The sequence below is a fragment of the Glycomyces sp. YM15 genome, assembly GCF_016918015.1.
In the GTDB taxonomy this organism is placed as follows: domain Bacteria; phylum Actinomycetota; class Actinomycetes; order Mycobacteriales; family Micromonosporaceae; genus Glycomyces.
The window spans coordinates 182,564-201,329 of record NZ_JAERMK010000006.1 but is presented as its reverse complement, the minus strand read 5'-3'; the positions used below and the strand labels follow the sequence as shown (position 1 = coordinate 201,329).

At 66.2% G+C, this 18,766-nt stretch carries 22 protein-coding genes, 1 tRNA gene and 1 pseudogene; 14 read left to right on the top strand and 10 right to left on the bottom strand.

The annotated features are described in order from the left end of the window. Nucleotides 1-108 precede the first annotated feature (108 nt). Entirely contained in the window at nucleotides 109-798 is a 690-nt protein-coding gene (locus JHY01_RS09345) for a TioE family transcriptional regulator (RefSeq protein WP_205325351.1), read from the bottom strand. 117 nt (nucleotides 799-915) lie between these two features. On the opposite strand from JHY01_RS09345, the gene JHY01_RS09340 reads away from it, so the two are divergent. The 3 genes from JHY01_RS09340 (at nucleotide 916) to JHY01_RS09330 (ending at nucleotide 2,650) form a co-directional block, all read left to right on the top strand. Beyond that, entirely contained in the window at nucleotides 916-1,506 is a 591-nt protein-coding gene (locus JHY01_RS09340; RefSeq protein ID WP_205325350.1) for a hypothetical protein, read from the top strand. Between the two features lie 89 nt (nucleotides 1,507-1,595). Then, the gene (locus JHY01_RS09335) at nucleotides 1,596-1,925 is read left to right on the top strand and encodes a helix-turn-helix transcriptional regulator (RefSeq protein WP_205325349.1); all 330 of its coding nucleotides are present in this window, start codon (nucleotides 1,596-1,598) and stop codon (nucleotides 1,923-1,925) included. Next, nucleotides 1,925-2,650: a cation diffusion facilitator family transporter gene (locus tag JHY01_RS09330; RefSeq protein WP_205325348.1), complete on the top strand. Its 726-nt coding sequence runs from the start codon at nucleotides 1,925-1,927 to the stop codon at nucleotides 2,648-2,650. Before JHY01_RS09335 ends, JHY01_RS09330 begins: the two co-directional genes overlap by 1 nt. A gap of 64 nt (nucleotides 2,651-2,714) precedes the next feature. Here the strand turns inward: JHY01_RS09330 and JHY01_RS09325 are convergent, their stop codons facing one another. Beyond that, complete coding sequence (locus tag JHY01_RS09325) at nucleotides 2,715-2,963, bottom strand: DUF397 domain-containing protein (protein ID WP_205325347.1); 249 nt, start codon at nucleotides 2,961-2,963, stop codon at nucleotides 2,715-2,717. After that, a complete protein-coding gene (locus tag JHY01_RS09320) occupies nucleotides 2,960-3,766 on the bottom strand; it encodes a helix-turn-helix transcriptional regulator (protein WP_205325346.1) in 807 nt (268 codons plus the stop codon). The genes JHY01_RS09325 and JHY01_RS09320 overlap by 4 nt, the downstream gene beginning before the upstream one ends. A gap of 523 nt (nucleotides 3,767-4,289) precedes the next feature. On the opposite strand from JHY01_RS09320, the gene JHY01_RS09315 reads away from it, so the two are divergent. Beyond that, nucleotides 4,290-4,553 carry a hypothetical protein gene (locus JHY01_RS09315; protein ID WP_205325345.1) on the top strand — a complete coding sequence of 88 codons (264 nt, stop codon included), beginning with the start codon at nucleotides 4,290-4,292 and terminating at the stop codon, nucleotides 4,551-4,553. A gap of 113 nt (nucleotides 4,554-4,666) precedes the next feature. Here the strand turns inward: JHY01_RS09315 and JHY01_RS09310 are convergent, their stop codons facing one another. Then, the gene (locus JHY01_RS09310) at nucleotides 4,667-5,092 is read right to left on the bottom strand and encodes a hypothetical protein (protein WP_205325344.1); all 426 of its coding nucleotides are present in this window, start codon (nucleotides 5,090-5,092) and stop codon (nucleotides 4,667-4,669) included. Between the two features lie 56 nt (nucleotides 5,093-5,148). On the opposite strand from JHY01_RS09310, the gene JHY01_RS09305 reads away from it, so the two are divergent. The 7 genes from JHY01_RS09305 to thpD all read left to right on the top strand — a co-directional run bounded on the left by JHY01_RS09305 (nucleotide 5,149) and on the right by thpD (nucleotide 10,803). Continuing rightward, the gene (locus JHY01_RS09305; RefSeq protein ID WP_205325343.1) at nucleotides 5,149-5,649 is read left to right on the top strand and encodes a MarR family winged helix-turn-helix transcriptional regulator; all 501 of its coding nucleotides are present in this window, start codon (nucleotides 5,149-5,151) and stop codon (nucleotides 5,647-5,649) included. Between the two features lie 184 nt (nucleotides 5,650-5,833). Beyond that, nucleotides 5,834-6,424 carry a hypothetical protein gene (locus JHY01_RS09300; RefSeq protein WP_205325342.1) on the top strand — a complete coding sequence of 197 codons (591 nt, stop codon included), beginning with the start codon at nucleotides 5,834-5,836 and terminating at the stop codon, nucleotides 6,422-6,424. After that, nucleotides 6,421-7,368 (top strand): MazG family protein, encoded by a 948-nt coding sequence (locus JHY01_RS09295; RefSeq protein ID WP_205325341.1) that lies wholly within the window; start codon nucleotides 6,421-6,423, stop codon nucleotides 7,366-7,368. The genes JHY01_RS09300 and JHY01_RS09295 overlap by 4 nt, the downstream gene beginning before the upstream one ends. A gap of 75 nt (nucleotides 7,369-7,443) precedes the next feature. Beyond that, entirely contained in the window at nucleotides 7,444-8,070 is a 627-nt protein-coding gene (gene ectA / locus JHY01_RS09290; RefSeq protein WP_205325340.1) for a diaminobutyrate acetyltransferase, read from the top strand. Between the two features lie 112 nt (nucleotides 8,071-8,182). Further along, on the top strand, nucleotides 8,183-9,457 hold the full coding sequence (gene ectB / locus JHY01_RS09285; RefSeq protein ID WP_205325339.1) for a diaminobutyrate--2-oxoglutarate transaminase: 1,275 nt from the start codon (nucleotides 8,183-8,185) through the stop codon (nucleotides 9,455-9,457). After that, nucleotides 9,454-9,867, top strand: coding sequence for an ectoine synthase (locus JHY01_RS09280; RefSeq protein WP_205325338.1), 414 nt, complete (start codon nucleotides 9,454-9,456; stop codon nucleotides 9,865-9,867). The genes ectB and JHY01_RS09280 overlap by 4 nt, the downstream gene beginning before the upstream one ends. A gap of 48 nt (nucleotides 9,868-9,915) precedes the next feature. Then, the gene (gene thpD, locus JHY01_RS09275; RefSeq protein ID WP_205325337.1) at nucleotides 9,916-10,803 is read left to right on the top strand and encodes an ectoine hydroxylase; all 888 of its coding nucleotides are present in this window, start codon (nucleotides 9,916-9,918) and stop codon (nucleotides 10,801-10,803) included. An 88-nt stretch (nucleotides 10,804-10,891) separates the two neighbouring features. Here the strand turns inward: thpD and JHY01_RS09270 are convergent, their stop codons facing one another. Continuing rightward, nucleotides 10,892-12,355 carry a hypothetical protein gene (locus JHY01_RS09270; protein ID WP_205325336.1) on the bottom strand — a complete coding sequence of 488 codons (1,464 nt, stop codon included), beginning with the start codon at nucleotides 12,353-12,355 and terminating at the stop codon, nucleotides 10,892-10,894. Nucleotides 12,356-12,374: 19 nt separating this feature from the next. Beyond that, the gene (locus tag JHY01_RS09265; protein WP_205325335.1) at nucleotides 12,375-12,887 is read right to left on the bottom strand and encodes a SigE family RNA polymerase sigma factor; all 513 of its coding nucleotides are present in this window, start codon (nucleotides 12,885-12,887) and stop codon (nucleotides 12,375-12,377) included. 224 nt (nucleotides 12,888-13,111) lie between these two features. On the opposite strand from JHY01_RS09265, the gene JHY01_RS09260 reads away from it, so the two are divergent. Next, nucleotides 13,112-13,186 (top strand) — tRNA-Gln (locus tag JHY01_RS09260). A 619-nt stretch (nucleotides 13,187-13,805) separates the two neighbouring features. Here the strand turns inward: JHY01_RS09260 and JHY01_RS28085 are convergent. Beyond that, nucleotides 13,806-14,801: pseudogene (locus JHY01_RS28085) on the bottom strand (recombinase family protein); the annotation flags it as partial. A gap of 532 nt (nucleotides 14,802-15,333) precedes the next feature. On the opposite strand from JHY01_RS28085, the gene JHY01_RS09245 reads away from it, so the two are divergent. Continuing rightward, nucleotides 15,334-15,915, top strand: a complete 582-nt coding sequence (locus JHY01_RS09245; RefSeq protein WP_205325334.1) for a hypothetical protein — start codon at nucleotides 15,334-15,336, stop codon at nucleotides 15,913-15,915. A gap of 119 nt (nucleotides 15,916-16,034) precedes the next feature. Then, nucleotides 16,035-16,565, top strand: a complete 531-nt coding sequence (locus JHY01_RS09240) for a hypothetical protein (RefSeq protein WP_205325333.1) — start codon at nucleotides 16,035-16,037, stop codon at nucleotides 16,563-16,565. Nucleotides 16,566-16,742: 177 nt separating this feature from the next. Here the strand turns inward: JHY01_RS09240 and JHY01_RS09235 are convergent, their stop codons facing one another. The 3 genes from JHY01_RS09235 to JHY01_RS09225 all read right to left on the bottom strand — a co-directional run bounded on the left by JHY01_RS09235 (nucleotide 16,743) and on the right by JHY01_RS09225 (nucleotide 18,516). After that, a complete protein-coding gene (locus JHY01_RS09235) occupies nucleotides 16,743-17,216 on the bottom strand; it encodes an NUDIX domain-containing protein (protein WP_205325332.1) in 474 nt (157 codons plus the stop codon). Next, nucleotides 17,213-17,908 carry a TauD/TfdA family dioxygenase gene (locus tag JHY01_RS09230; protein WP_205325331.1) on the bottom strand — a complete coding sequence of 232 codons (696 nt, stop codon included), beginning with the start codon at nucleotides 17,906-17,908 and terminating at the stop codon, nucleotides 17,213-17,215. The genes JHY01_RS09235 and JHY01_RS09230 overlap by 4 nt, the downstream gene beginning before the upstream one ends. Nucleotides 17,909-17,970: 62 nt before the next feature. Further along, nucleotides 17,971-18,516, bottom strand: coding sequence for a hypothetical protein (locus tag JHY01_RS09225; RefSeq protein ID WP_205325330.1), 546 nt, complete (start codon nucleotides 18,514-18,516; stop codon nucleotides 17,971-17,973). Nucleotides 18,517-18,766: the final 250 nt, after the last annotated feature.

Sequence of the window (18,766 nt, the reverse complement as noted above, 5' to 3'; positions counted from 1 at the left end):
GAGGAGGGAAAACGAAGCTTCGGAAGTTTCGACAAGTTTCATGAAACTTTCCGAGAATGACCGTGCCATGGTAAGTGGGATATCAACACTTGTCAATCAGCGAGTTCATCAGATGAGCCGCAGGTACCGGCTCACCTGCGCGGCGGCGTCGAGCATCGCGACCCCGCGCTCCGTGAGCCTCCGGCCCCAGCCCTCGAGCGCCCCGGCCAGCTCCTCGGTACCGCCGGCGGTCCGGACCTGCCGCACGACCACGGCGATGCGCTCCAGCGGATGGTCGCCGCGCCTGAGCAGATGGGCGAGCTCGGCGTCGCGCACGTCCTCCTGCCGGAACAACCGGTACCCGGTCACCGGTTCGCGTTCAGGGGCGAGGATCCCGGCCTGCTCCCAGTTCCGGATGGTCGCGGCCGTGACCTCGAGCCGCCGCGCGAGTTCCCCCACGGTGAGCGGCGGCCCGGTGAACCGCGCGGGCGCGGGCACGGCCGTGAGGTGCCCGATCGCGGCGCGCACGGCGTCGAGCGTCTCCCGGTCGCGCAGCAGCCGCAGGTGCCCGCGATCGATCAAGGCCAGCGCGCCCTCGGTGTCTCCCGCATTGAGGGCGTTCATGATCCGGCCCGCCGTCGCGTGCCCGTGCGCCGGGATCAGCGCCAGGAACGCCCGCAGCGCCGCGGCGTGCGCCTCGGTGTAGACCCGGTACCCGCTGCGCGTGCGCGACGCCGCCGGAATGAAGCCGTCCCGCTCGTAGTTGCGCACCGCCTGGGTCGAGAGTCCGTGCTCGCGGGCGAGGTCGGAAGGTCGCAAGGTGTCCACTGTTCGAAGACCCTAACCGAACCGCGCCTGCCGCGATCGCCGCTTCGCGGTTCCCCTCAGGGGCATTGCGGCCGTACGCTTGAGGACCCGGCAGCTTGGAGCCCCGCCATGAGCACCCAGTTCGATTCGGAAGCGCTGTACGACAAGCCGCACTCGGTCGACCTCGCGCAGGTGATGATGGTGTTCCAGTACTTCATGCTGGTCAGCGTGAGCGTCGGCGTCGGGCCCCGGGTCTTCAACTGGTTCAAGGACGAGACCGAGAACGTCCCGCTGCTCTCCGACATCGAGGGCGCCATCGAGATCGGCAGCGGCTACCCGATCGCGGCGGTCGTCCCGGCCCTCGTCATCTACACCGTTCCCTACGTCATGGTGGTCCTGGCCCTCGGCCTCGGCCGCAAATGGGCCCGCGCCGCCGCGGTCGTGATCGTCCCGCTGAACGTGATCATCGGCATGACCGCCGTGGTGCGCACCTACGGCGAGGTCTTCGCCCTCATCGTCGCACCACTGTGGATATTCATCGGCCTGTGCGTCCTCGGCGGCCTCGCCGCCCGCAGCGCCCGCCGATGGTTCCGCCAAGGCGGCTGGGAACCCTGGTACGTGCGCTACGAGATCGACCAGATCCAGGGCATGCGCCCCCGGCCGCGTCCCCGCCGCCGGCCCCGCATCGCCCACGACCCCAATGAAGCCGACGCCGACTGACGAAGGGGTCCAACCGGATTTGATCCCTGGCGAAACCCTTCTTTGGTACATGGTTCGATGAATACACGATTCCGTGTACTATTGGCGTCGTGGAGACCCTGACCTACGGACAAGTCCTGGCCCGCTTCGGCCATGCGCTGTCCGACCCGACCCGCTCGCGGCTGCTCCTAGCGCTGCGCGAAGCCCCGGGCTACCCCGCGGACCTGGCCGAGACCCTCGGCGTCTCGCGTCAGTCCCTGTCCAACCACCTCGCGTGCCTGCGTGGGTGCGGCCTGGTCGTCGCCGTCCCCGAAGGCCGCCGCACCCGCTACGAGCTGGCAGACCCCCGACTCGCGCACGCCTTGGGCGACCTCCTCGGCGTCGTCCTCTCGGTCGACCCGCAGGCCTGCGACGCGACCGACGAGAAGGACTGCTGCTGATGGCCGCCCCGATCTCACTCTCGCTCAAGCCGACCGGCCCCACCCCCGAACGCCGCGCCCAACTCACGCGGATTATCCGGTTCCTGGTCGCTGGCACCATCGCCTACAACGTCATCGAAGCCGTCGTCGCCATCACCGCCGGAACGATCGCGTCCTCGACGGCGCTCATCGGATTCGGGCTCGACTCGATCATCGAAGTCGCTTCGGCCGCGGCAGTCGCCTGGCAGTTCTCCGCAACGGACCCCGAAGTTCGCGAAGCGCGCGAGCACCGGGCGCTGCGCATCATCGCGTTCTCGTTCTTCGCCCTCGCCGCCTACGTCACGTTCGAGTCGATCCGAGGACTCATCAGTGGTGCCGAGGCCGAGCACTCCACGGTCGGCCTCATCCTCGCCGGGGTCTCGGTGCTGGTCATGCCGATCCTCTCGGCCGCACAGCGCAGGGCCGGAAGGGAACTCGGGTCGGCAACTGCCGTAGCCGACTCCAAGCAGACGCTGCTGTGCACTTACCTGTCGGCGGTGCTGCTCGTCGGCCTCGCGCTCAACAGCCTGTTCGGCTGGTCCTGGGCCGACCCGATTGCGGCCCTTGGCATCGCCGCGGTTGCGGTGAGAGAGGGCATCGAAGCGTGGAAGGGCGACAACTGCTGCACTCCGGTGGCGGCCGCGTTCGCCGATGATGCCAAGGCCGAATCGGCCAGCGACGACGGCTGCTGCGGCCACGACAAGTGAGACAACCGCGAAATGCGGAACGGCCCCGCCGAGGTGGCGGGGCCGAGCTGTGTTCTGGGTCGGACTACCGGTCGGCTCGCTGGAGCAGCGCGGTGAAGTCGGCGGTCTTCAGCTCGAAGATCGGGGAGTCATCGCCAAGCTTGCTGTCACGAACCTGGAAGCCGGTAGCTGCCGGGCGGGCTTCCACGCAGGCGCTGTTTTCTGCGCCGTTGCTCCGGCTCGACTTGCGCCACGGGGAGACCCTTAGCTCCACGTAGTCGCTGTTCGCGGTGCCCTGGCTCCGGCTCGACTTGCGCCACCCATCCTGGCTCATCGCTGGAACTCCTTCAGAGACTTGGCTTGTCGGAGCCCTCCTTCGAAGATCTGGTGATACTTGCCCACGGCATCGCTGTTCTCGTAGAACCGGCGCTCGAAGGGGCTCTCCAGATAGACGATGCTGGGATCCTCGTGATCTCTGAAGGATAGTACGTAGAAGGGGACATCAAGCATTGGATATGGCCCGCCAGAGAACGGCAAGTACTCGATGGTCACGTTCGGATGCTCCTCGATTTCGAGCAATCGATCGAGCTGTTCTTCATCGCAGCCGCAGCGCAGGACCATCTCAGTAAGCAGATACTGCAACTTGATCGACTCAAGTCGGCTCGACAGCGTTTCCTGCCTGGCAAGTCGATCCTCGATCAGCACTGGGATCCGCTCTGGGGAGACATCGCCGCGCTGAAAGAGCCGCCGCATGGTCCGCTCGGTCTGGATCTCGCCTGGCACGAACATGGTTTCAAACTTCTTCAAGCCCACTGCCAGTCGCTCGAACTCTAGGTAGACATCCCAGCCCGAGTTCTCGACCGCGTGGCTAGGCTGCGCCCAGATCTCATCATCCACAAAGCGCCAGATGCGCTCCAGCTCGAACCTCGTCTGCCTTGGTGCTCCGTAATACTCCGCGAGCCTGCCGATGACCACGAAGGTCACCCGCACTTTGACTCCGGCTTCGAGCCGCTTCAGCGTCCGAGTCGATCCCACGATCGCCGCAGCCTCTTGATCGGTGACTTTGATCCCGGCCAGTTCTCGTTGCGCCTCAAGCTCACGCCCGACCTGCCTGCGAAGTTCAGATGCCGTCGACATCAACTCAGTATCGCAATCACAACAGATTGTGCAACCTCAAGAACCGCTGGATTCCGGATGGCAGTTTGGCAGGCCCAACTGCCATATTCTTATGGCCCAACAAATCTCATCTGTCGGATTGCCAACAGTCCGACCTGGTGTTTCGCCTTGAGACAGAGCCCGCTTCTCCCTACTCTCGACTCAATACCGCAGAAGCGGATGGGAGGAGAACGAGAGATGCGAGAGCCATCGACCGCGCCGGATGCCGTTCCGGACCCCCTTGTGCGGGGCCGGTTCAGTGACGGGCAGCGCCAATTCACGGTCCGCGCTTCAAGAGCGCCGGACTCGTTCCAGGTGTTCTCGGGGGCCAATCGGGCGGACGTCGTGGTGATCGTGTCCGGCCTGGCGAGCTGGAATCTGAGAGCCACCTGGGGAGACGGATGGCGCTCGTCCAGTGAGGAGTGGAAGTCGTGGTTCAAGGACCAGGCCTTCATGGTCTTCTACGACGGCCGGCCGCCGACACTCGGAAAGGTCCGTGTCTGCAATGGCTGAAGCCAAGCACAAGCAGGGCGTGTACCTCGGCGAGTTCCAGCGCGGGCCGGCCTTCTTCACCGTCTTCCAGACCTCGACCGACCCGAGCGTCTACCGGGTCGACTGCCGCGACAGCGGCGGCGGCCCGAACCCTTGCGCCACTTTCGAAGAGGGCATCAACGAGTCGCCGTACTGGCACGGCGCGTGGAACAGTGACAAGTGGTGCCCGTGGATTGTCGCCGAAACGCGCAAGGTCGTGAAGAAGCGCAACCGATAGGGAGCGCCCCGGCTCGGTGAAGCTCCAGGTCCGAGCCGTGCGAGCGCCCCGCCGAGGGCCGACCGATCCTGGTGGGGGATCGGTCGGCCCGCCTCGCCGCTTGGCATTGCCCGTCAGTGAGGTCGCGGTTTCAGTCGATCGGTGGCCCAGATCAGGGTGAGGCCGACCAGGATCCCGGTGGCGAGGAGCGCGGCGGTGCCGGGAGTGAGCAAGTCGATGCCGGTGCGGGCATCGGCAAAGCGAGCCAGCAGCGGTCCGGCTACTGCGGCGACGACCGCGGCGGCCAGGTTGAACGCGACCTGGATGGCCCGAGGAACCAGGGGTGCCGCGATTGCGAAGCACAGCATGGCCAACGCGAAGACGTTCAGTGCCGGCACGATCGTCGCCTGTGCCGAGGAGTACTGGTCGTCGCCGATTGCGGGCCAAGCACGCTCGGGGATGAGGAAGGCACCGGTGGCCGCGACGATCCCGTAGCCGACGATCGCGATCGCCCCCAGCAGGATTCGCCGCCACACCGACGCCAAAGCAGTTGTAATCATGCAACTGATTCTAGGATCAACAGTTGTCAAAGTGCAACTGTTGTAGGATGGCATCTATGAGCGGTCGCGAGCCAGAGCCTGACGAGGTGATCGAGCGGGCTCTCGTCCGCATCAGGCGCGACCAGCAGTCCCGGCGCCTCCAGCGCCGCACGGCCGGAGGCGATCCGGCTGCGGCATCCGCGGCGAGTGCCGCCCGTTTCCGCTACCTCGACGCCCTCGACGGGAACGGGCAGGGCCTGTCCATCTCGCAGATCGCCGACGCGATCGACGTGGACCGGCCGCGCGCCAGTCGCCTCACCGCGGAACTGCTCGCCGACGGCCTGATCGAACGTGAGACCGCCCCGGGCGACTCCCGTTACGCCCGCATCCGACTCGCCGCCGAGGGCCAGGGCCTCGTCGACCGCGTCCGCGCCGGCCGTCGCGGGAGCGTCGCAGAAGCTCTCGCCGAGTTCACCGATGGCGAGGTGCGGACCTTCGCCGAGCTGCTCGAACGCTTCGTCGACGCATGGCCGCGAGATCGATCGTCATCGAAATCCGAACCCCGCGGCGAACGCTGAGACCCGGCCCCGGCCGCTGCCGTCCGCGTCTCAGGTGGGCGGATTGTGGAGGAATCCTTGGTGAGGCTAAGGTCACAGGGGCAGTCGAGTGAAGGGAAGTGCTGTGCGCATACTGAGGCTTGTCACGGTGGCGTCGGTCGGGCTCTTGGCCTTGGGGGCCTGCGGAAGTGAGCAAGGGGCCGCGATGTTCGTCGGCGACCAGCGCGTCACGGAGGCCACGCTCGACAGCTATGTCGACGGCGAGGTCAGCTCGTACCTCGAGCAGGGCGCGACGATCGAGGAGATCAGCTACGCGGACAGCCGCCAGAAGGCCGCGTTCATCGTGCTCTTCGCCGAATTGGGGCAGGCCATGGACTTGGAGGCCCCCGACACGAACAACGCCGCGAACGAGTTCGAGGCCCAGTACATGGAGGCCGCCAAGTACTACGACGACATCGCCGCGGCGGCCGAGCCCCGCGAGATGACCGACGCGGAGCTCGAGGCGCTGAACACGGCGGTCTCGGGCGACCAGAACCTGCTGCAGCGCGCGGTGGAGGGCTGGATCGCCTCGGAGGGGCTCACCGAGCAGGAGCTCATGGAGTTCAACATGGCCGCCCAGGCCGACCCGACGGTGGTCCAGGAGGCCGTGTGGCGCTGGGGCGAGCAGCAGGCCGGGTTCGCCGACGACCTCAACGAGTACGTCGACGAGTACGACATCGCCGTGAACCCGCGTTACGGCGCGCTCGACATCAGCCCGCTCGTCGGCGTGTTCACCGTCGAGGTGCCGCAGCGTTGAGCGACATCATCTGGCTCCTGACCTCGCCGCGCATCCCCGCCGGGCTGCTCACCGTCGAGGCCTGGGACGCCCTGCAGGACGCCGAGGCCGTGGCCGCGTTCTTCGAGAGCCCGACCGTCGAGGCCGTGCGCGGCGCCGGGATCGACGTCGAGCTGGTCGAGGACGCCGCCGAGTTCATCGAGACCGGCGGCGTCTGGATCGTCGGCGAGGACGGCGACGAGGAACTGCGCGAGGCCCTCGCCGAATACGTTGCGGGCGGTGAGATCGAGCTCGAGATCGTCTACGGCTCTTGGGATCCGCCCGGTGCGAGGCTGCTCGACCTGGTCGAGGCGGTGGCCCGGCTGCGCGCCGAGGACGGCTGCCCGTGGCATCTCGAGCAGACGCACGAGACGCTCGGGCCGTACCTGCTCGAGGAGTCCTACGAGGTCCTCGACGCAATCGCGAACGGCGACGCCGAGGAGCTCCGCGAGGAGCTCGGCGACCTGCTGTTCCAGCCGCTGCTGCACGCCGCGCTCGCCGAGGACTTCGACATCGACGACGTCGCGGGCGACCTGGTCGAGAAGATCATCCGCCGCCACCCGCACGTGTGGGGCGACGCCGACCCGGACGACCTCTACGAGCACTGGAACGAGGCCAAGGCCGCCGAGAAGCCGGAACGCGACCATCCGGCCGACGGCGTCTCCCGCCAATTGCCGTCGCTGTCGCTGGCCGCCAAGGTCATCGAGCGCTTCCACGACCAGGGCGAGCCGCTCGAGCTGCCGGAACTGCCCGACGGCCTCAAACTCGAAGCGGACGAGGTGGGCGACTTCCTGCTCGCCGCCGTGGCCGCCGCGCGGGCGGCCGGGGTCGATCCCGAGCTGGCGTTGCGCAAGTCGATCACCGAGCGGGCCGGGCTCGAACGCCTCGACCCGCAGGGACACGTCGCGGAGGCGATCGAGCGCTAGATCATGCAATCACAACTTCACAATATCGTTCTCGTAGCCTTAACAATCGCCGTTTTCTTTGCTACGGTCGTTCCCATGCCATCCGGTGACGCAAGTGACAGCGGCTCGCAAGGCCCGGCCACCCAGGTCAGAGGACGAATCGACCCCAGCGGAGACCTGAGCTTCGGCTCGCCCACCCCCGCCGAAGGGGCCGAACTGTGGAACCTCGCCAGCGAGGCGGGGAACCTCGATGTCAACAGCAGGTACGCGTACCTGCTGTGGTGCCGTGATTTCGCGGCCACGAGCGTCGTCGCCCGCGATCCGAGAGGAACGATCGCGGGCTTCATCACCGGCTACCGCAGGCCCGAAGCGCCGGACGTGTACTTCGTCTGGCAGGTCGCGGTCGCACCCGGCTTCCGCCGCCGGGGATTGGCTCGGACCATGCTCGACCACGCGGTCGTTCGCATGCGCTCCAACGGAGTCCGATTCGTCGAGACGACGGTGACTCCGGACAACAAAGCGTCGATGCGCCTGTTCGAGTCGTTCGCGGAAGCGAACGGCGCGGACCTGACGCGCGACGTGCTGTTCTCTGAGCGAGAGCTCGGCTCCGGCCATGAGCCGGAGGTGCTTCACCGCATCGGGCCGCTTGCGCACCCGATCAAGGAGCACAGTGGACCGTTCACCAGTGCGGCGAAGCCGCACGACGGCGCGCTGCCGGACTGAGCCAGCCCTACCCGGGCACCGAATTGAGCCGGCCCGGGTATGCGCCCGGTCAGGCCGTGCCCACGGCCGCCGGGAAGCGGAGAACAGCCAACAGGCCGACCCAGAAGAGATCATGCAGGTTTTCGAACAGGTCGAATCAGAAGTCCGCTCCTACTGCCGCAACTGGCCCACGGTGTTCACCACCGCGAAGGGCAGCCGCATCGACGACGAGCAGGGAAGGTCGTACATCGACTTCTTCGCCGGTGCGGGTTCGCTCAACTACGGGCACAACCACCCCGTGCTCAAGGAGGCCCTCCTGGCCTACCTCGCCGAGGACAACGTCGTCCACACCCTCGACACCTACTCGGGGGCGAAGCGCACCTTCCTGGAGACCTTCCGCGACGTCGTACTCGCGCCCAGGAACCTCGAATACAAGGTCCAGTTCCCGGGCCCCGCCGGGAACAACGCGGTCGAGGCCGCACTCAAACTGGCGCGCAAGTACACCGGTCGCGAGACCGTCGTGTCCTTCACGAACGGCTTCCACGGCATGACCCTGGGGGCCCTCGCGGTCACCGGGAACTCGATGAAGCGCGGCGGCGCGGGCGTGCCGCTCAACAACGCCGCGACCATGCCCTACGACAACTACATGGACGGCCAGACGCCCGACTTCCTGTGGTTGCGCAGCCTCTTGGAGGACTCGGGCTCCGGTCTCGACCAGCCCGCCGCGGTCATCGTGGAGACCGTGCAGGGCGAGGGCGGCATCAACGTCGCCACGCACGAATGGCTGCGCGGGCTCCAGGAGGTGTGCCGCGAGCACGGCATGCTGTTCATCGTCGACGACATCCAGATGGGCTGCGGTCGAACGGGTCCGTTCTTCTCGTTCGAGCGCTCGGGGATCTACCCGGACATCGTGACGCTCTCGAAGTCTCTGTCCGGCATGGGATTGCCGTTCGCGCTCACCCTCATGAAACCCCACCTGGACGTGTGGGACCCGGGGGAGCACAACGGGACCTTCCGCGGGTTCGCGCCCGCGTTCGTCACCGCCACCGCCGCGCTCGAGACGTTCTGGCGCAACGACGACTTCACCGCCCAGGTCGACGCGAACGCCGCCTGGCTCGACGGTGAACTCTCCGACATCGCCGCCAGCCACGCCGGACTCGGCATCACCACCCGCGGCCGCGGCCTCGCCCGCGGCATGGTCTTCGAGAACCCCGAGCACGCGGGTCAGGTCTGCAAGGAGGCCTTCGCGAACGGCCTGCTCATGGAGACCTCCGGCGCCGAGGACGAAGTCGTCAAGTTCCTCCCGCCGCTCACCACCAGCCGCGCCGACTTCGAGGAAGGCGTCGACATCGTGCGCGAAGCCGTCGCCACGGTCGAGAAGGAAGCCGCCGCGAAGGGGGCCGCATGATCGTCAGAAGACTCGAAGACCTCATCGGCACCGAGTTCGATGTCGAAGGGCACGACCGCGACCAGGCCAAGGGCACGTGGCGCTCCCGGCGCCTCCTGCTCGCCCGCGACAAGGTCGGCTTCTCGCTGCACGACACGGTCCTGTTCGCCGGGACCTCCACCACCATGCGGTACGCCAACCACGTGGAGGCCGTGTACGTCATCGAAGGCTCGGGCAAGCTCCGCGACCTCGAGACCGGCGACGTCCACGCCCTCACTCCGGGCACCATGTACCTGCTCAACGGCGGTGAGCGGCACACGCTCGACGTCGAGCAGGACCTCCGCTGCGTGTGCGTGTTCAACCCGCCGGTCACCGGCCGCGAGGTCCACGACGCCGACGGCACCTACCCCCTGCTCACCGAAGACGACTAGCCGATCTGTGCGCCGCATGCCCTGCGGCGCAGTGAGGAGCGAACGACAATGCAGTCCACCGACCTCTACCCCACACGGCGCTTCAAGGAACCGCGCCTGGTCTACCGCACCGAAGACCCCGCCGTGTGGGGCCGCCCCGGCGACGGGCCGCTCACCGAAGAGCAGCTCGGCACGCATGAACTCGACGGCTTCACCGCCATCGAGCAGCTGCTCGAACCCGACGAGCTCGCCGCGGCCCAGACCGAACTCAACCATCTCCTGCAGGACCGGTCCCTCGACGGCGACGAGCGCGTGATCCGCGAGCGGAGCACCGACGAGATCCGCTCGGTCTTCGACGTGCACCGCCTCTCGTCCCACTTCGCCGAGCTCATCCGCGACGAGCGGATCGCCGGGATCGCCCGCCAGATCCTGGGATCCGACGTGTACGTGCACCAGAGCCGCGTCAACTACAAGCCCGGTTTCGGCGGCGCCCCGTTCGAATGGCACTCGGACTTCGAGACCTGGCACGCCGAGGACGGGATGCCGCGCATGCGCGCGGTCAGCCTCTCCCTGGCGCTGACCGAGAACTACCACTTCAACGGTTCGCTGATGATCATGCCGGGCTCGCACCAGACGTTCGTCTCGTGCGTCGGCGCCACCCCGGAGGACAACCACAAGGCGTCCCTGGTGAAGCAGGAGGTCGGCACGCCCGACCACGATTCGCTGCGGATGCTCGCCGACAAGCACGGCATCCACCAGTTCACCGGCCCCGCCGGCTCGGCGATCTGGTTCGACTCGAACTGCATGCACGGCTCGAACGGGAACATCACGCCATTCCCGCGCTCGAACCTGTTCATCGTGTTCAACAGCGTCGAGAACGCTCTGGAAGCGCCGTTCGCGGCCGAGAAGCACCGCCCGGAATACCTCGGCTCCCGCGACTGGCAGGTCCTGCGCTAGGCGGCCCTGCCGCCCCGACGGGGGATGACGCGGGCCCGACTCGACGGAGTCGGGCCCGCGTCTCGCTGCTTCAGATCACGTTGCGGCGCTAGTTCTCCGGGATCTGCGGCTCCGCCGCGGCGTCGTACACCGGAGCGGGCAGCGCGCTCAGGACGTCGGTGAGTTCCTCCCGCTCGAACGGGACGCTGCCTGTCCACCGCACCGAGATCGCGACGGCCCAGCCGTCGGGGTCGAACCGGGTGACCTCGAATTGGTGGTTGGTGTACTCATCGGGATCCGATGCGCCCTCGGGAGACTCCTGCGGTTCGATGATCTCTTCGAACGTCCAGACCGTCCCGTCGTCCTCCGTCTCCGACTCGCAGACGGCACCGTCCAAGCAGCGGTGCAGCTCCGGGCCGAACTCGGGCGACTCGGCGATGCCCGGAAGCCAACCGCCCGGCAGCGTGTAGTTCAGGTCGAACGGGGCCTCGCCGCCGCCGTCGGCGAACACCATGACCCCCGACGCGTGGTAGCGGCGCTCGACGACCGAGCCGTGATTCGAGCTTCCCAGGTACTCGGCCGTGCCCTCGCCGAGCGAGGAGCCGGGCATCTCGGCCTGGATCAAGAAGCGCGCCGCATCGGCCGAGGCCTGTGCCGACCCCTGAGCCGACCCTTCCCATTCGGCGTCGTAGAGCCAGCCGGTCGGGACCTCCACCAGCTCATCAACGGGACGCAGCTCGCTCGTGTCGAAGGCCACCTCGGGCATCGACGCCACGGCCGCGGTGAAGTCGTCGAAGGCGATCGCGAACTCCTGCGACCCCTCCCCGCAGCCCATGTCCCACACGGCGTACAGACCGCTGCCGTCGGGATAGGTCAGCAGGGCTTCATACGCGCACTCGTGATTCACAGTGGTGAGCGTGCGGCCGCCGTCGAGATCGGTGGTTTCGAGCTCGTCGGTCCAGTCGGCATCCTCGTACCAGGGACTGCCGCTGGCGCTGATCACATGTTGCGGAAAGAGCTGCTCGGTGACCGGCCCCGGCTCGGCGGTCCAGCCGCCGGGCAGCAGCGCCTCGACGCTGAGCACCGGTTCGACATTGCCGTCGTCTTCGAGCGAGGAAGCGCTGGCCACAAAGCTGCGCAGCCAGGTCTGGCCGTAATTGCCGGGCGACTGGCGGGGCACGAACCGGAACGGCTCACCGTCAGTCTGGACCACCCCCGCCCGGTCGAGCAGCGGCTGGAAGGCCCCCACAGCGTTCTCTTCGAGGAACTCCCGCTCCTCGTCGGTGCCGAACCCCTCAGAGAGTGCATAGGGGTAACCGGCCATCGCGGTCTCATCGACCGCTTCAGCGGGCGGATTCGCGTCCCGGTCGGCACCGGGCAGCCCGACCACGGTCAGGGCGAGAACCGCGGCGATGGCGGCGACGCCGGTCGCGGCGGCCCCGCCCACCAAGGCGCGCCGGCGGCGGCGCACGCGGTAGCCGTCGTGCACGATCCGGTCGAGGTCGAACTCGGAGGGCGGGGCTTCGGGCAGGGCGGTGCGGAACAACGCCTTGGGATCGTCTTGCAGGTTCATCGGTATTCGCTTCCTTCCGCTAGACCCGGGCCAGGACTTGGGAATCGTTGAGGAGCTCTTTCAGCTTGCGCAGGCCCTTGGCGGACTGGCTCTTCACGGTTCCCGTCGAACAGCTCATGGCGGTCGCGGTCTCGTCGACGGACAGTTGCTCCCAGTACCGGAGCACGAGCGTCGCGCGTTGCCTGGCGGGCAGCAGCTTCAGCGCCGCCACCAGTTCCATCCGCACGTCGACAGCCTCTTGCGGACGATCGACTTCCTGAACGGGCAGTTCGGGACTGGCTCGCTCACGGCGGACCCAGGCCAGGCGCCGATGGGAGATGAACACGTTGGTGACGATCTTGCGGACGTACGCCGGAGCGCCGCCCGGCTCGACGCGCCGCCAGGCCGCGAACATCTTCGTCAGCGCTTTCTGCACGATGTCGTCGGCCTCATACCAGTCTCCGCACAGCATGTACGCGTACCTGCGCAGGCTCTCGCGCTGGGCGATGGCGAAGGATCGGAACTCGGCCTCTTGCTGCTCCTCGGACTTCACGGGGCCTCTTTCGGGTGACGGGTCGGAGCCGGGCCGGCCGCGGCGTGGTGGATTCGGAGCGGCCCGACACGCCTAATACGCGGGAACCGACCCCGGGGTTGCCCGGGCCCGCCCGAGTTCACCCGCGTTGCGTCGATCACAGGAACCCGTTTGGAGGGGCGCGGGCGCATCCGGTACAGTTACATCCCGTCGGCGCCACAAGCTTCGAGGCGTCAAGACACCATTGGGGTATGGTGTAATTGGCAACACGGCTGATTCTGGTTCAGTTGTTCTTGGTTCGAGTCCAGGTACCCCAGCCAATTTCGTCTTATCCAAACAGACAGGCCCGCTGAGCGGGCCTTTTGTTTTGCCCCGATCAACTCCCGCGCGACTCCGAGTCGCCGAAACCAGCGGCTCCAGCAGCTCAGCGACTTGGTTATCAATAACCCGAGGCACCCGATCCCCGTCCTCGACTGTGACGAAGAGCCGCCCGAAGAACCCGGTATGAACCGCCCGATGGTGTGCCTCCGGCAGCACCTCCAGGAACCGCCGAGGATCCTCCAACAACTCCAACACGAGGTCCACCGCCCGCCTGGCGGTCTCCAGTCCAGCGCTCCCGACCCGCTCAAGCTGCTCGCCGATCCGAGCGAGCTGGTCCCGGAGGTCCCGAACCTTCTCGTTCAGCCGAGCTCGCGGCCAGTCAGGTTCACCGACCAGCTCCAAGAGCTGATCCTGCTGACGTCCCAGTCGCTCACGCTCGCTCGACAACTGAGTCCGAAGCTCCTCATCGACGCGCTGGCGATCGACCACTGCCTGCTCGATCTGCATCCGAAGCTCAGCCGCCAAGGCCGGCGGAATCCGAAGCCTGCCGTAGTGCGCCCGCACTTCGGCTTCCATGACCGCCACCGGGACCCGCTCGCTGCGGCAGGTCTTGTCTGCCCGGCCGCTGCAGACGAAGTACGAGTACTTGACTCCGCGGCCGTTCGTCACGGTGTCGAGGTAGAACCGAGTCCGGCAACGCGCGCACCAGATGACGCCCTTCAACGGGTGGTCGTACACCCGCTTCCGGATCCCACCGTTGGTCTGTCGCAGCACATCCTGCACCCGGTCGAACAGTTCCTGACTCACCAGCGGCTCGTGCCGTCCCTGGTGCTCGATGCCCTTGAAGGTGACCCGCCCGAGGTAGTAGCGGTTCCGCAGGATCGTTCCGACGGTGTACATCGGGATCTCCCGCCCTGCGGGGCACCGCTTGCTCGGCCGAGTTCGAAGCCCCGCATCGGTGACGGCCCGCTGCAGCTCCTTGAGCGAGTACGTCCCGCTCGCGTACAGCTCGAACATCATCCGGATGAAGGGAGCTCGCTCCTCGTCCACGACCACGGTCCGGACCTCGCGGCCCTCGATGGTCTCCCCGACATTCCGGTACCCGATTGGTGCCTGGTGCGGAGTTCCGCCGTTGGCGGCCTTCGCACCCATCTTGTAGGCCACATCCGCGCCTGACGCGCGCGACTGGTACTCGTTGACCCCATCGAGGATCGTGGCCACGAGATCGCCGATGTAGGTGTCCTCGGTGTAGTCCATGATCGAGATGAGCTGCACACCAAGCTTTTTGAGATCCCGCCTGGTGAGCGCTGCATCCGCCGCATCCCGATGCATCCGCGACCGCGCGTAAACGACGATCGCCCCGACATCCTTCTCGTTCCGGATGCGCGCCATCATCTCCAGGAACTTCGGCCGCCCGTCGACCGTCATGCCGGACTTCCCCGGCTCGACGTACTCGCCCACGACCTCCATTCCAAGCTCCTCGGCCCGGCGCTGGCACGCCTTCCGCTGCGCTGGAATCGAGTTCCCCTCCGGGTCGTAGTCCGTCTCCAACTGTCCCCGCGAGGACACCCGCAGATAGAGAACGGCACGCTTCGCCCTGACTTCCTGACTCATGATTGATCGGCCTTCCGACTGGATGATTCGGTCCGACCCGCCGCGTCCGCCCGCTCAGGCTCGACCCCAGCACTCCGCTCCGACTCCAGCACGGCATCGATCAAACTCTCCACGATCAGCCGCACATCAACGTCATCCCGAAGCGCCCCGGTCACCCGCACGCGGACCTCTCTGCCACCCATGAGGCTCACCGCCCCGCCAAGGCAAAACAGCAGGTCAATGTCAAGATAGACCCGCTTCGCGGCAACGTCGAGCGACGCGAACTATCCAACTCCGGAGCACGGAAAGGCTTCACGCAGTCAGGAGGAACTCCGAGAAGGGCACCAAGAACGACGCCTTCAGCAAACAGCAAAAGAACGATCAAGCGGGATGTCTCGCCGCATCGATCGATATGACCTGGACCTAACAATTTTACCGTTTGCCCAGATAACGGCACAAGGTCAAGCGTCTCCGATCGCGGACAGAAACCGAGGCGACAGGAGCTCAACTCGATCGCTACGCTCGGTCAGCCACATAGGAAAGGAGACAGCGCATGGGACGCAACCTGACGAAGTTCGTCGAGGCGGATCAGCCTGTCAAGTACATGGGCGGCTTCGACTACGCGCTGGTGCACTGCCCGCGATGCGACGACATGGCGATTCGCCGACAGTGCCACGTGACTTGCGGGTCATGCGCGTTCACGGACAGGCTTCGGCGAGAGCCCAAGGCCAAGCCGGTGGAGCCACCCCAGATCGTCATGTGCCCTGAGTGCAACCGCTATGTCGGCACCTATAGATCCGACCTGCGGCTGCAGCGACTGCGCTGCCGAGGCTGCGGCTGGGCCAAGGAACCGGCCGCTAACCGCCCGTGGGCGGCTCCGAAGCGGAATCAGTGGCCGCAGCTCTGGCTCGAGACAGATTTTCGCGGTAAGTCGCTGTGGGCGCGGAACGATCAGCACCTGAGCTTCCTGGAGGCCTACGTCGCCGCCGGGGTGCGGGACGTCAGCCCGTTCAACCGCACCATCGCGAGCAGGCTCCCAGCCTGGATCAAGTCCGGCAAGAACCGCGAAGACCTGCTCCGCGCGCTGGCAAAGCTGCGGGCACGGCTGCCAGAGAACATGCTTCCGGCACGCTAGATGCATGTCTCGGTTGGCGAGGTTCTTGAGACAGGTGCGAACATCTCTACGACGGCCGACACGAGGGACGGACGGTTGTTCCAAACAGCGATCATGAACAGAACTTCGAAGGAGACGCCATGTCCGCGATCAAGAGACTGGAGTCCGCGATCCCTGCAATGGTGCAGTTTCGTGCCGCCGAGCCGCGTGGCGTGCGCTGGGAGGTGCTGCACGAAGAGCTGGGGGTAGAGCTTCCCTCCGACTTCCGCGCTTTGGCGGAGGCTTATCCAGCGCTGGTGTTGGAGAATTTTCTCTACCTCGAGTTGCCCGAGCCTGGGAAAGAGTCGCTTTTCGTTGCGGCCCATCGGCAAGCGGCCGAGATCCTCGATGATTGGCGCAATCAGGGTTACGCCGCATGGTACGTCCCGTTTCCAGAACCTAGTGGATTGCTGCACTGGGCGTCGTCAGATGTAGGAGACACCTTTTACTGGCGAACCTGGTCGGAATCCCCCGACGACTGGTCGGTCGTGGTCTCGGGTGAGAACGGCGACTGGTCGGAGTATGCGATAGGCGTCGTAGATTTCCTTGCCGCGCTCTACCGCAAAGACTTCACCATTGGGGGCATGCCCAAGGGTTGGCCGGGCGATGACCCCGATGTGGTAGCTGGCTGACCGCTGCCCGGCTCTCAAGGATTCCGTCCAGATCATGCTTGGACGAGTTCACGAGACACCTTGTGGCCGATGGACTGTGGGAGATCGCCGAGCCCTGGCATCGGCGGTGCCGAAGCGCGCAGGATGGCGGCATCCAACGGATCGGTGATCGGGAGGTCTTGGCCGCAATCGTGTTCATCAGTCTGCGTGAGATACCGCAGCGATGAGCCACCGTGAGACAGGTGCTGGGCCAAGCTGACGCACGTCTTTGATCCATCGTGCCTCAGCCAGTTCAGGAGAGAGAGAAACCTCCTCGTCCGGAGCGACTGCGCGCAGGATCGTCAAGGTGTCTCGTTTGCCCTCCAGGGTTGTCGTCACCGTGTTCAGGACCATAAAGTCTTGTGTCGGGAGCGAGAGCGAAAGCTCCTCAGCTACCTCCCGAGAGATGGCTTGCTCGGGTGTCTCTCCGGCGGGTTTGTAGCCGCCGCCGGGGAGGCCCCAACGGGTGGGATCGCTGTAGGAGTGGCGGACCACGAGGAACCGACCCGATCCGTCTGGATGCACTAGAAGGGCCTTCACTCCGAACGTCGCCGGCTTGCGGACCCTCCACCACAGCCGCATCCCCGGCGCGACCGCGCGGAGGATCGGGGCGGGTAGGCGGATGTGTCTCATCGGGCGATTATGACGGTCCTGAAGTGCGGGTCGTCGTAGCGGTAGCGGATCATCCGGCGCGCGCCGGTGAATGGCTCACGGGCATGGATCATTGCCCGGTTGTCCACGACAAGCAGGTCACCAGGGCGCCACCGATGCACTACCGCGATCGCTTCGGACAGAGCAGCTTCCACCTCGGTGTACATCGCCGCTTCCGATAGAGAAGGCGGTAGCGGTCCGCAGACCGTATTGGTCTCAAGTGCAGATCGAAACCGCAGGGCCAGCCCATGCTCGGGGGTCTCAACGATCAGGGGCTGAGTCGCGGACGTCGGCCGCCAGGCGGTTGAGTATGCGATGCGGACCTGAGCCATCTCCGGTCGCGACTCCAGCAGAGCACGGGCAGCAATCCGGCCGTCGTAGAGGCAGGTCGCACCGCCACTGGCCGACGCGGACAGGCATCCGAGCGCGAAGTACCGCAAAGGTTCAGGATCGTCCAGCTGCTCGGTGTGGCGAGGCAGCCATTCCTGGGAACCATGCGCTTCCAGCACACGAACCCCCACCCATGCAGCACCGACGTGCGCACCGAACCGGACCGCCGCCTCCGTGAGCGAATGCGGATTCGCCTCGGAGCGGATGAGGGCGTATCCGCGAACATTCAAGTCCAGAACTATCTCATCGAGGTCGACGGCGACAGACTGCACAATGATCTCCAAATCAAGAGGAAGTCTGGGGTGCGGAGCCACCGCCCACCCGGTGGCTCCGCGGGGGAGAAGGGTCAGAGCGCGCCGCGTTCGACGGCACGAAGGAGGATCGCCTCCACTTCGGCTCGCCATTGGCGCCGCCGTTCTTCGGGAGTGGCTTTCCATCTGGGACGGGTGACCATCCCGCAGATTCGACCGCTCTCATGGAGGAGATCGGCGATGGGAGTCAGCTCGTTCATCGCATTGACGAGACAGAGCACCACATGCTCAGCGGCCGTGACGGGCTCGACGGCGAAGCGGAAGCCGTCGATCTCGAACGTTCCGACCACACTGTTCGGAAGCGGCTCGGGTTCGCGTGGCTCCGGACGGTCTGCGTGCCAGGCGGCAACGAGCGCGGCAATCTGGCTCCGCTGCTGCGACTTCCAGGTGTCGGTCTGCTCCCGCCACGGCTCTTCCCACCGGACTTCACGGACGACACCGCCCGCGTGCAGCGCGTACCCGATCTTCACCGGTGTCCCTTGCTGGTTGAGCCACACGGATGCATAGCCGGTGCCCCGCCGCGCCATGACCGTGAGCTTGTTACCCCGACCTGTCAGCCATGAGCCGAGGATTTCAGGCATCGCACGGTTGCCCTTCTCGTCTCTGACTCGTAGTCTCTGAGCCGTCACCATTTCTCCCTTTGGCGGATCTGGTGAGGCGGCCCGCCCGAAGCTTGGAACCCGAAGGCGGGCCGCACAACACTGGCTTGCGCACCGCCTGAGCAGCCAGGGCCCATGTGTAAGCGGTGGATGACTCTCGGGAGCCATGCTTGTAGCATCGTCTACTGCGAAGCCGACAGGAAGACCCAAACCGTCTACAAGGTGTCTACAG

Coding starts and splice junctions, on each gene's coding strand:
- JHY01_RS09340 (WP_205325350.1), top strand. CDS start 916: ATGAGCACCCAGTTCGATTCGGAAGCGCTGTACGACAAGCCGCACTCG.
- JHY01_RS09330 (WP_205325348.1), top strand. CDS start 1,925: ATGGCCGCCCCGATCTCACTCTCGCTCAAGCCGACCGGCCCCACCCCC.
- JHY01_RS09325 (WP_205325347.1), bottom strand. CDS start 2,963: ATGAGCCAGGATGGGTGGCGCAAGTCGAGCCGGAGCCAGGGCACCGCG.
- JHY01_RS09320 (WP_205325346.1), bottom strand. CDS start 3,766: ATGTCGACGGCATCTGAACTTCGCAGGCAGGTCGGGCGTGAGCTTGAG.
- JHY01_RS09315 (WP_205325345.1), top strand. CDS start 4,290: ATGGCTGAAGCCAAGCACAAGCAGGGCGTGTACCTCGGCGAGTTCCAG.
- JHY01_RS09310 (WP_205325344.1), bottom strand. CDS start 5,092: ATGATTACAACTGCTTTGGCGTCGGTGTGGCGGCGAATCCTGCTGGGG.
- JHY01_RS09305 (WP_205325343.1), top strand. CDS start 5,149: ATGAGCGGTCGCGAGCCAGAGCCTGACGAGGTGATCGAGCGGGCTCTC.
- JHY01_RS09300 (WP_205325342.1), top strand. CDS start 5,834: ATGTTCGTCGGCGACCAGCGCGTCACGGAGGCCACGCTCGACAGCTAT.
- ectA (WP_205325340.1), top strand. CDS start 7,444: ATGCCATCCGGTGACGCAAGTGACAGCGGCTCGCAAGGCCCGGCCACC.
- ectB (WP_205325339.1), top strand. CDS start 8,183: ATGCAGGTTTTCGAACAGGTCGAATCAGAAGTCCGCTCCTACTGCCGC.
- JHY01_RS09280 (WP_205325338.1), top strand. CDS start 9,454: ATGATCGTCAGAAGACTCGAAGACCTCATCGGCACCGAGTTCGATGTC.
- thpD (WP_205325337.1), top strand. CDS start 9,916: ATGCAGTCCACCGACCTCTACCCCACACGGCGCTTCAAGGAACCGCGC.
- JHY01_RS09270 (WP_205325336.1), bottom strand. CDS start 12,355: ATGAACCTGCAAGACGATCCCAAGGCGTTGTTCCGCACCGCCCTGCCC.
- JHY01_RS09245 (WP_205325334.1), top strand. CDS start 15,334: ATGGGACGCAACCTGACGAAGTTCGTCGAGGCGGATCAGCCTGTCAAG.
- JHY01_RS09240 (WP_205325333.1), top strand. CDS start 16,035: ATGTCCGCGATCAAGAGACTGGAGTCCGCGATCCCTGCAATGGTGCAG.
- JHY01_RS09235 (WP_205325332.1), bottom strand. CDS start 17,216: ATGAGACACATCCGCCTACCCGCCCCGATCCTCCGCGCGGTCGCGCCG.
- JHY01_RS09225 (WP_205325330.1), bottom strand. CDS start 18,516: ATGCCTGAAATCCTCGGCTCATGGCTGACAGGTCGGGGTAACAAGCTC.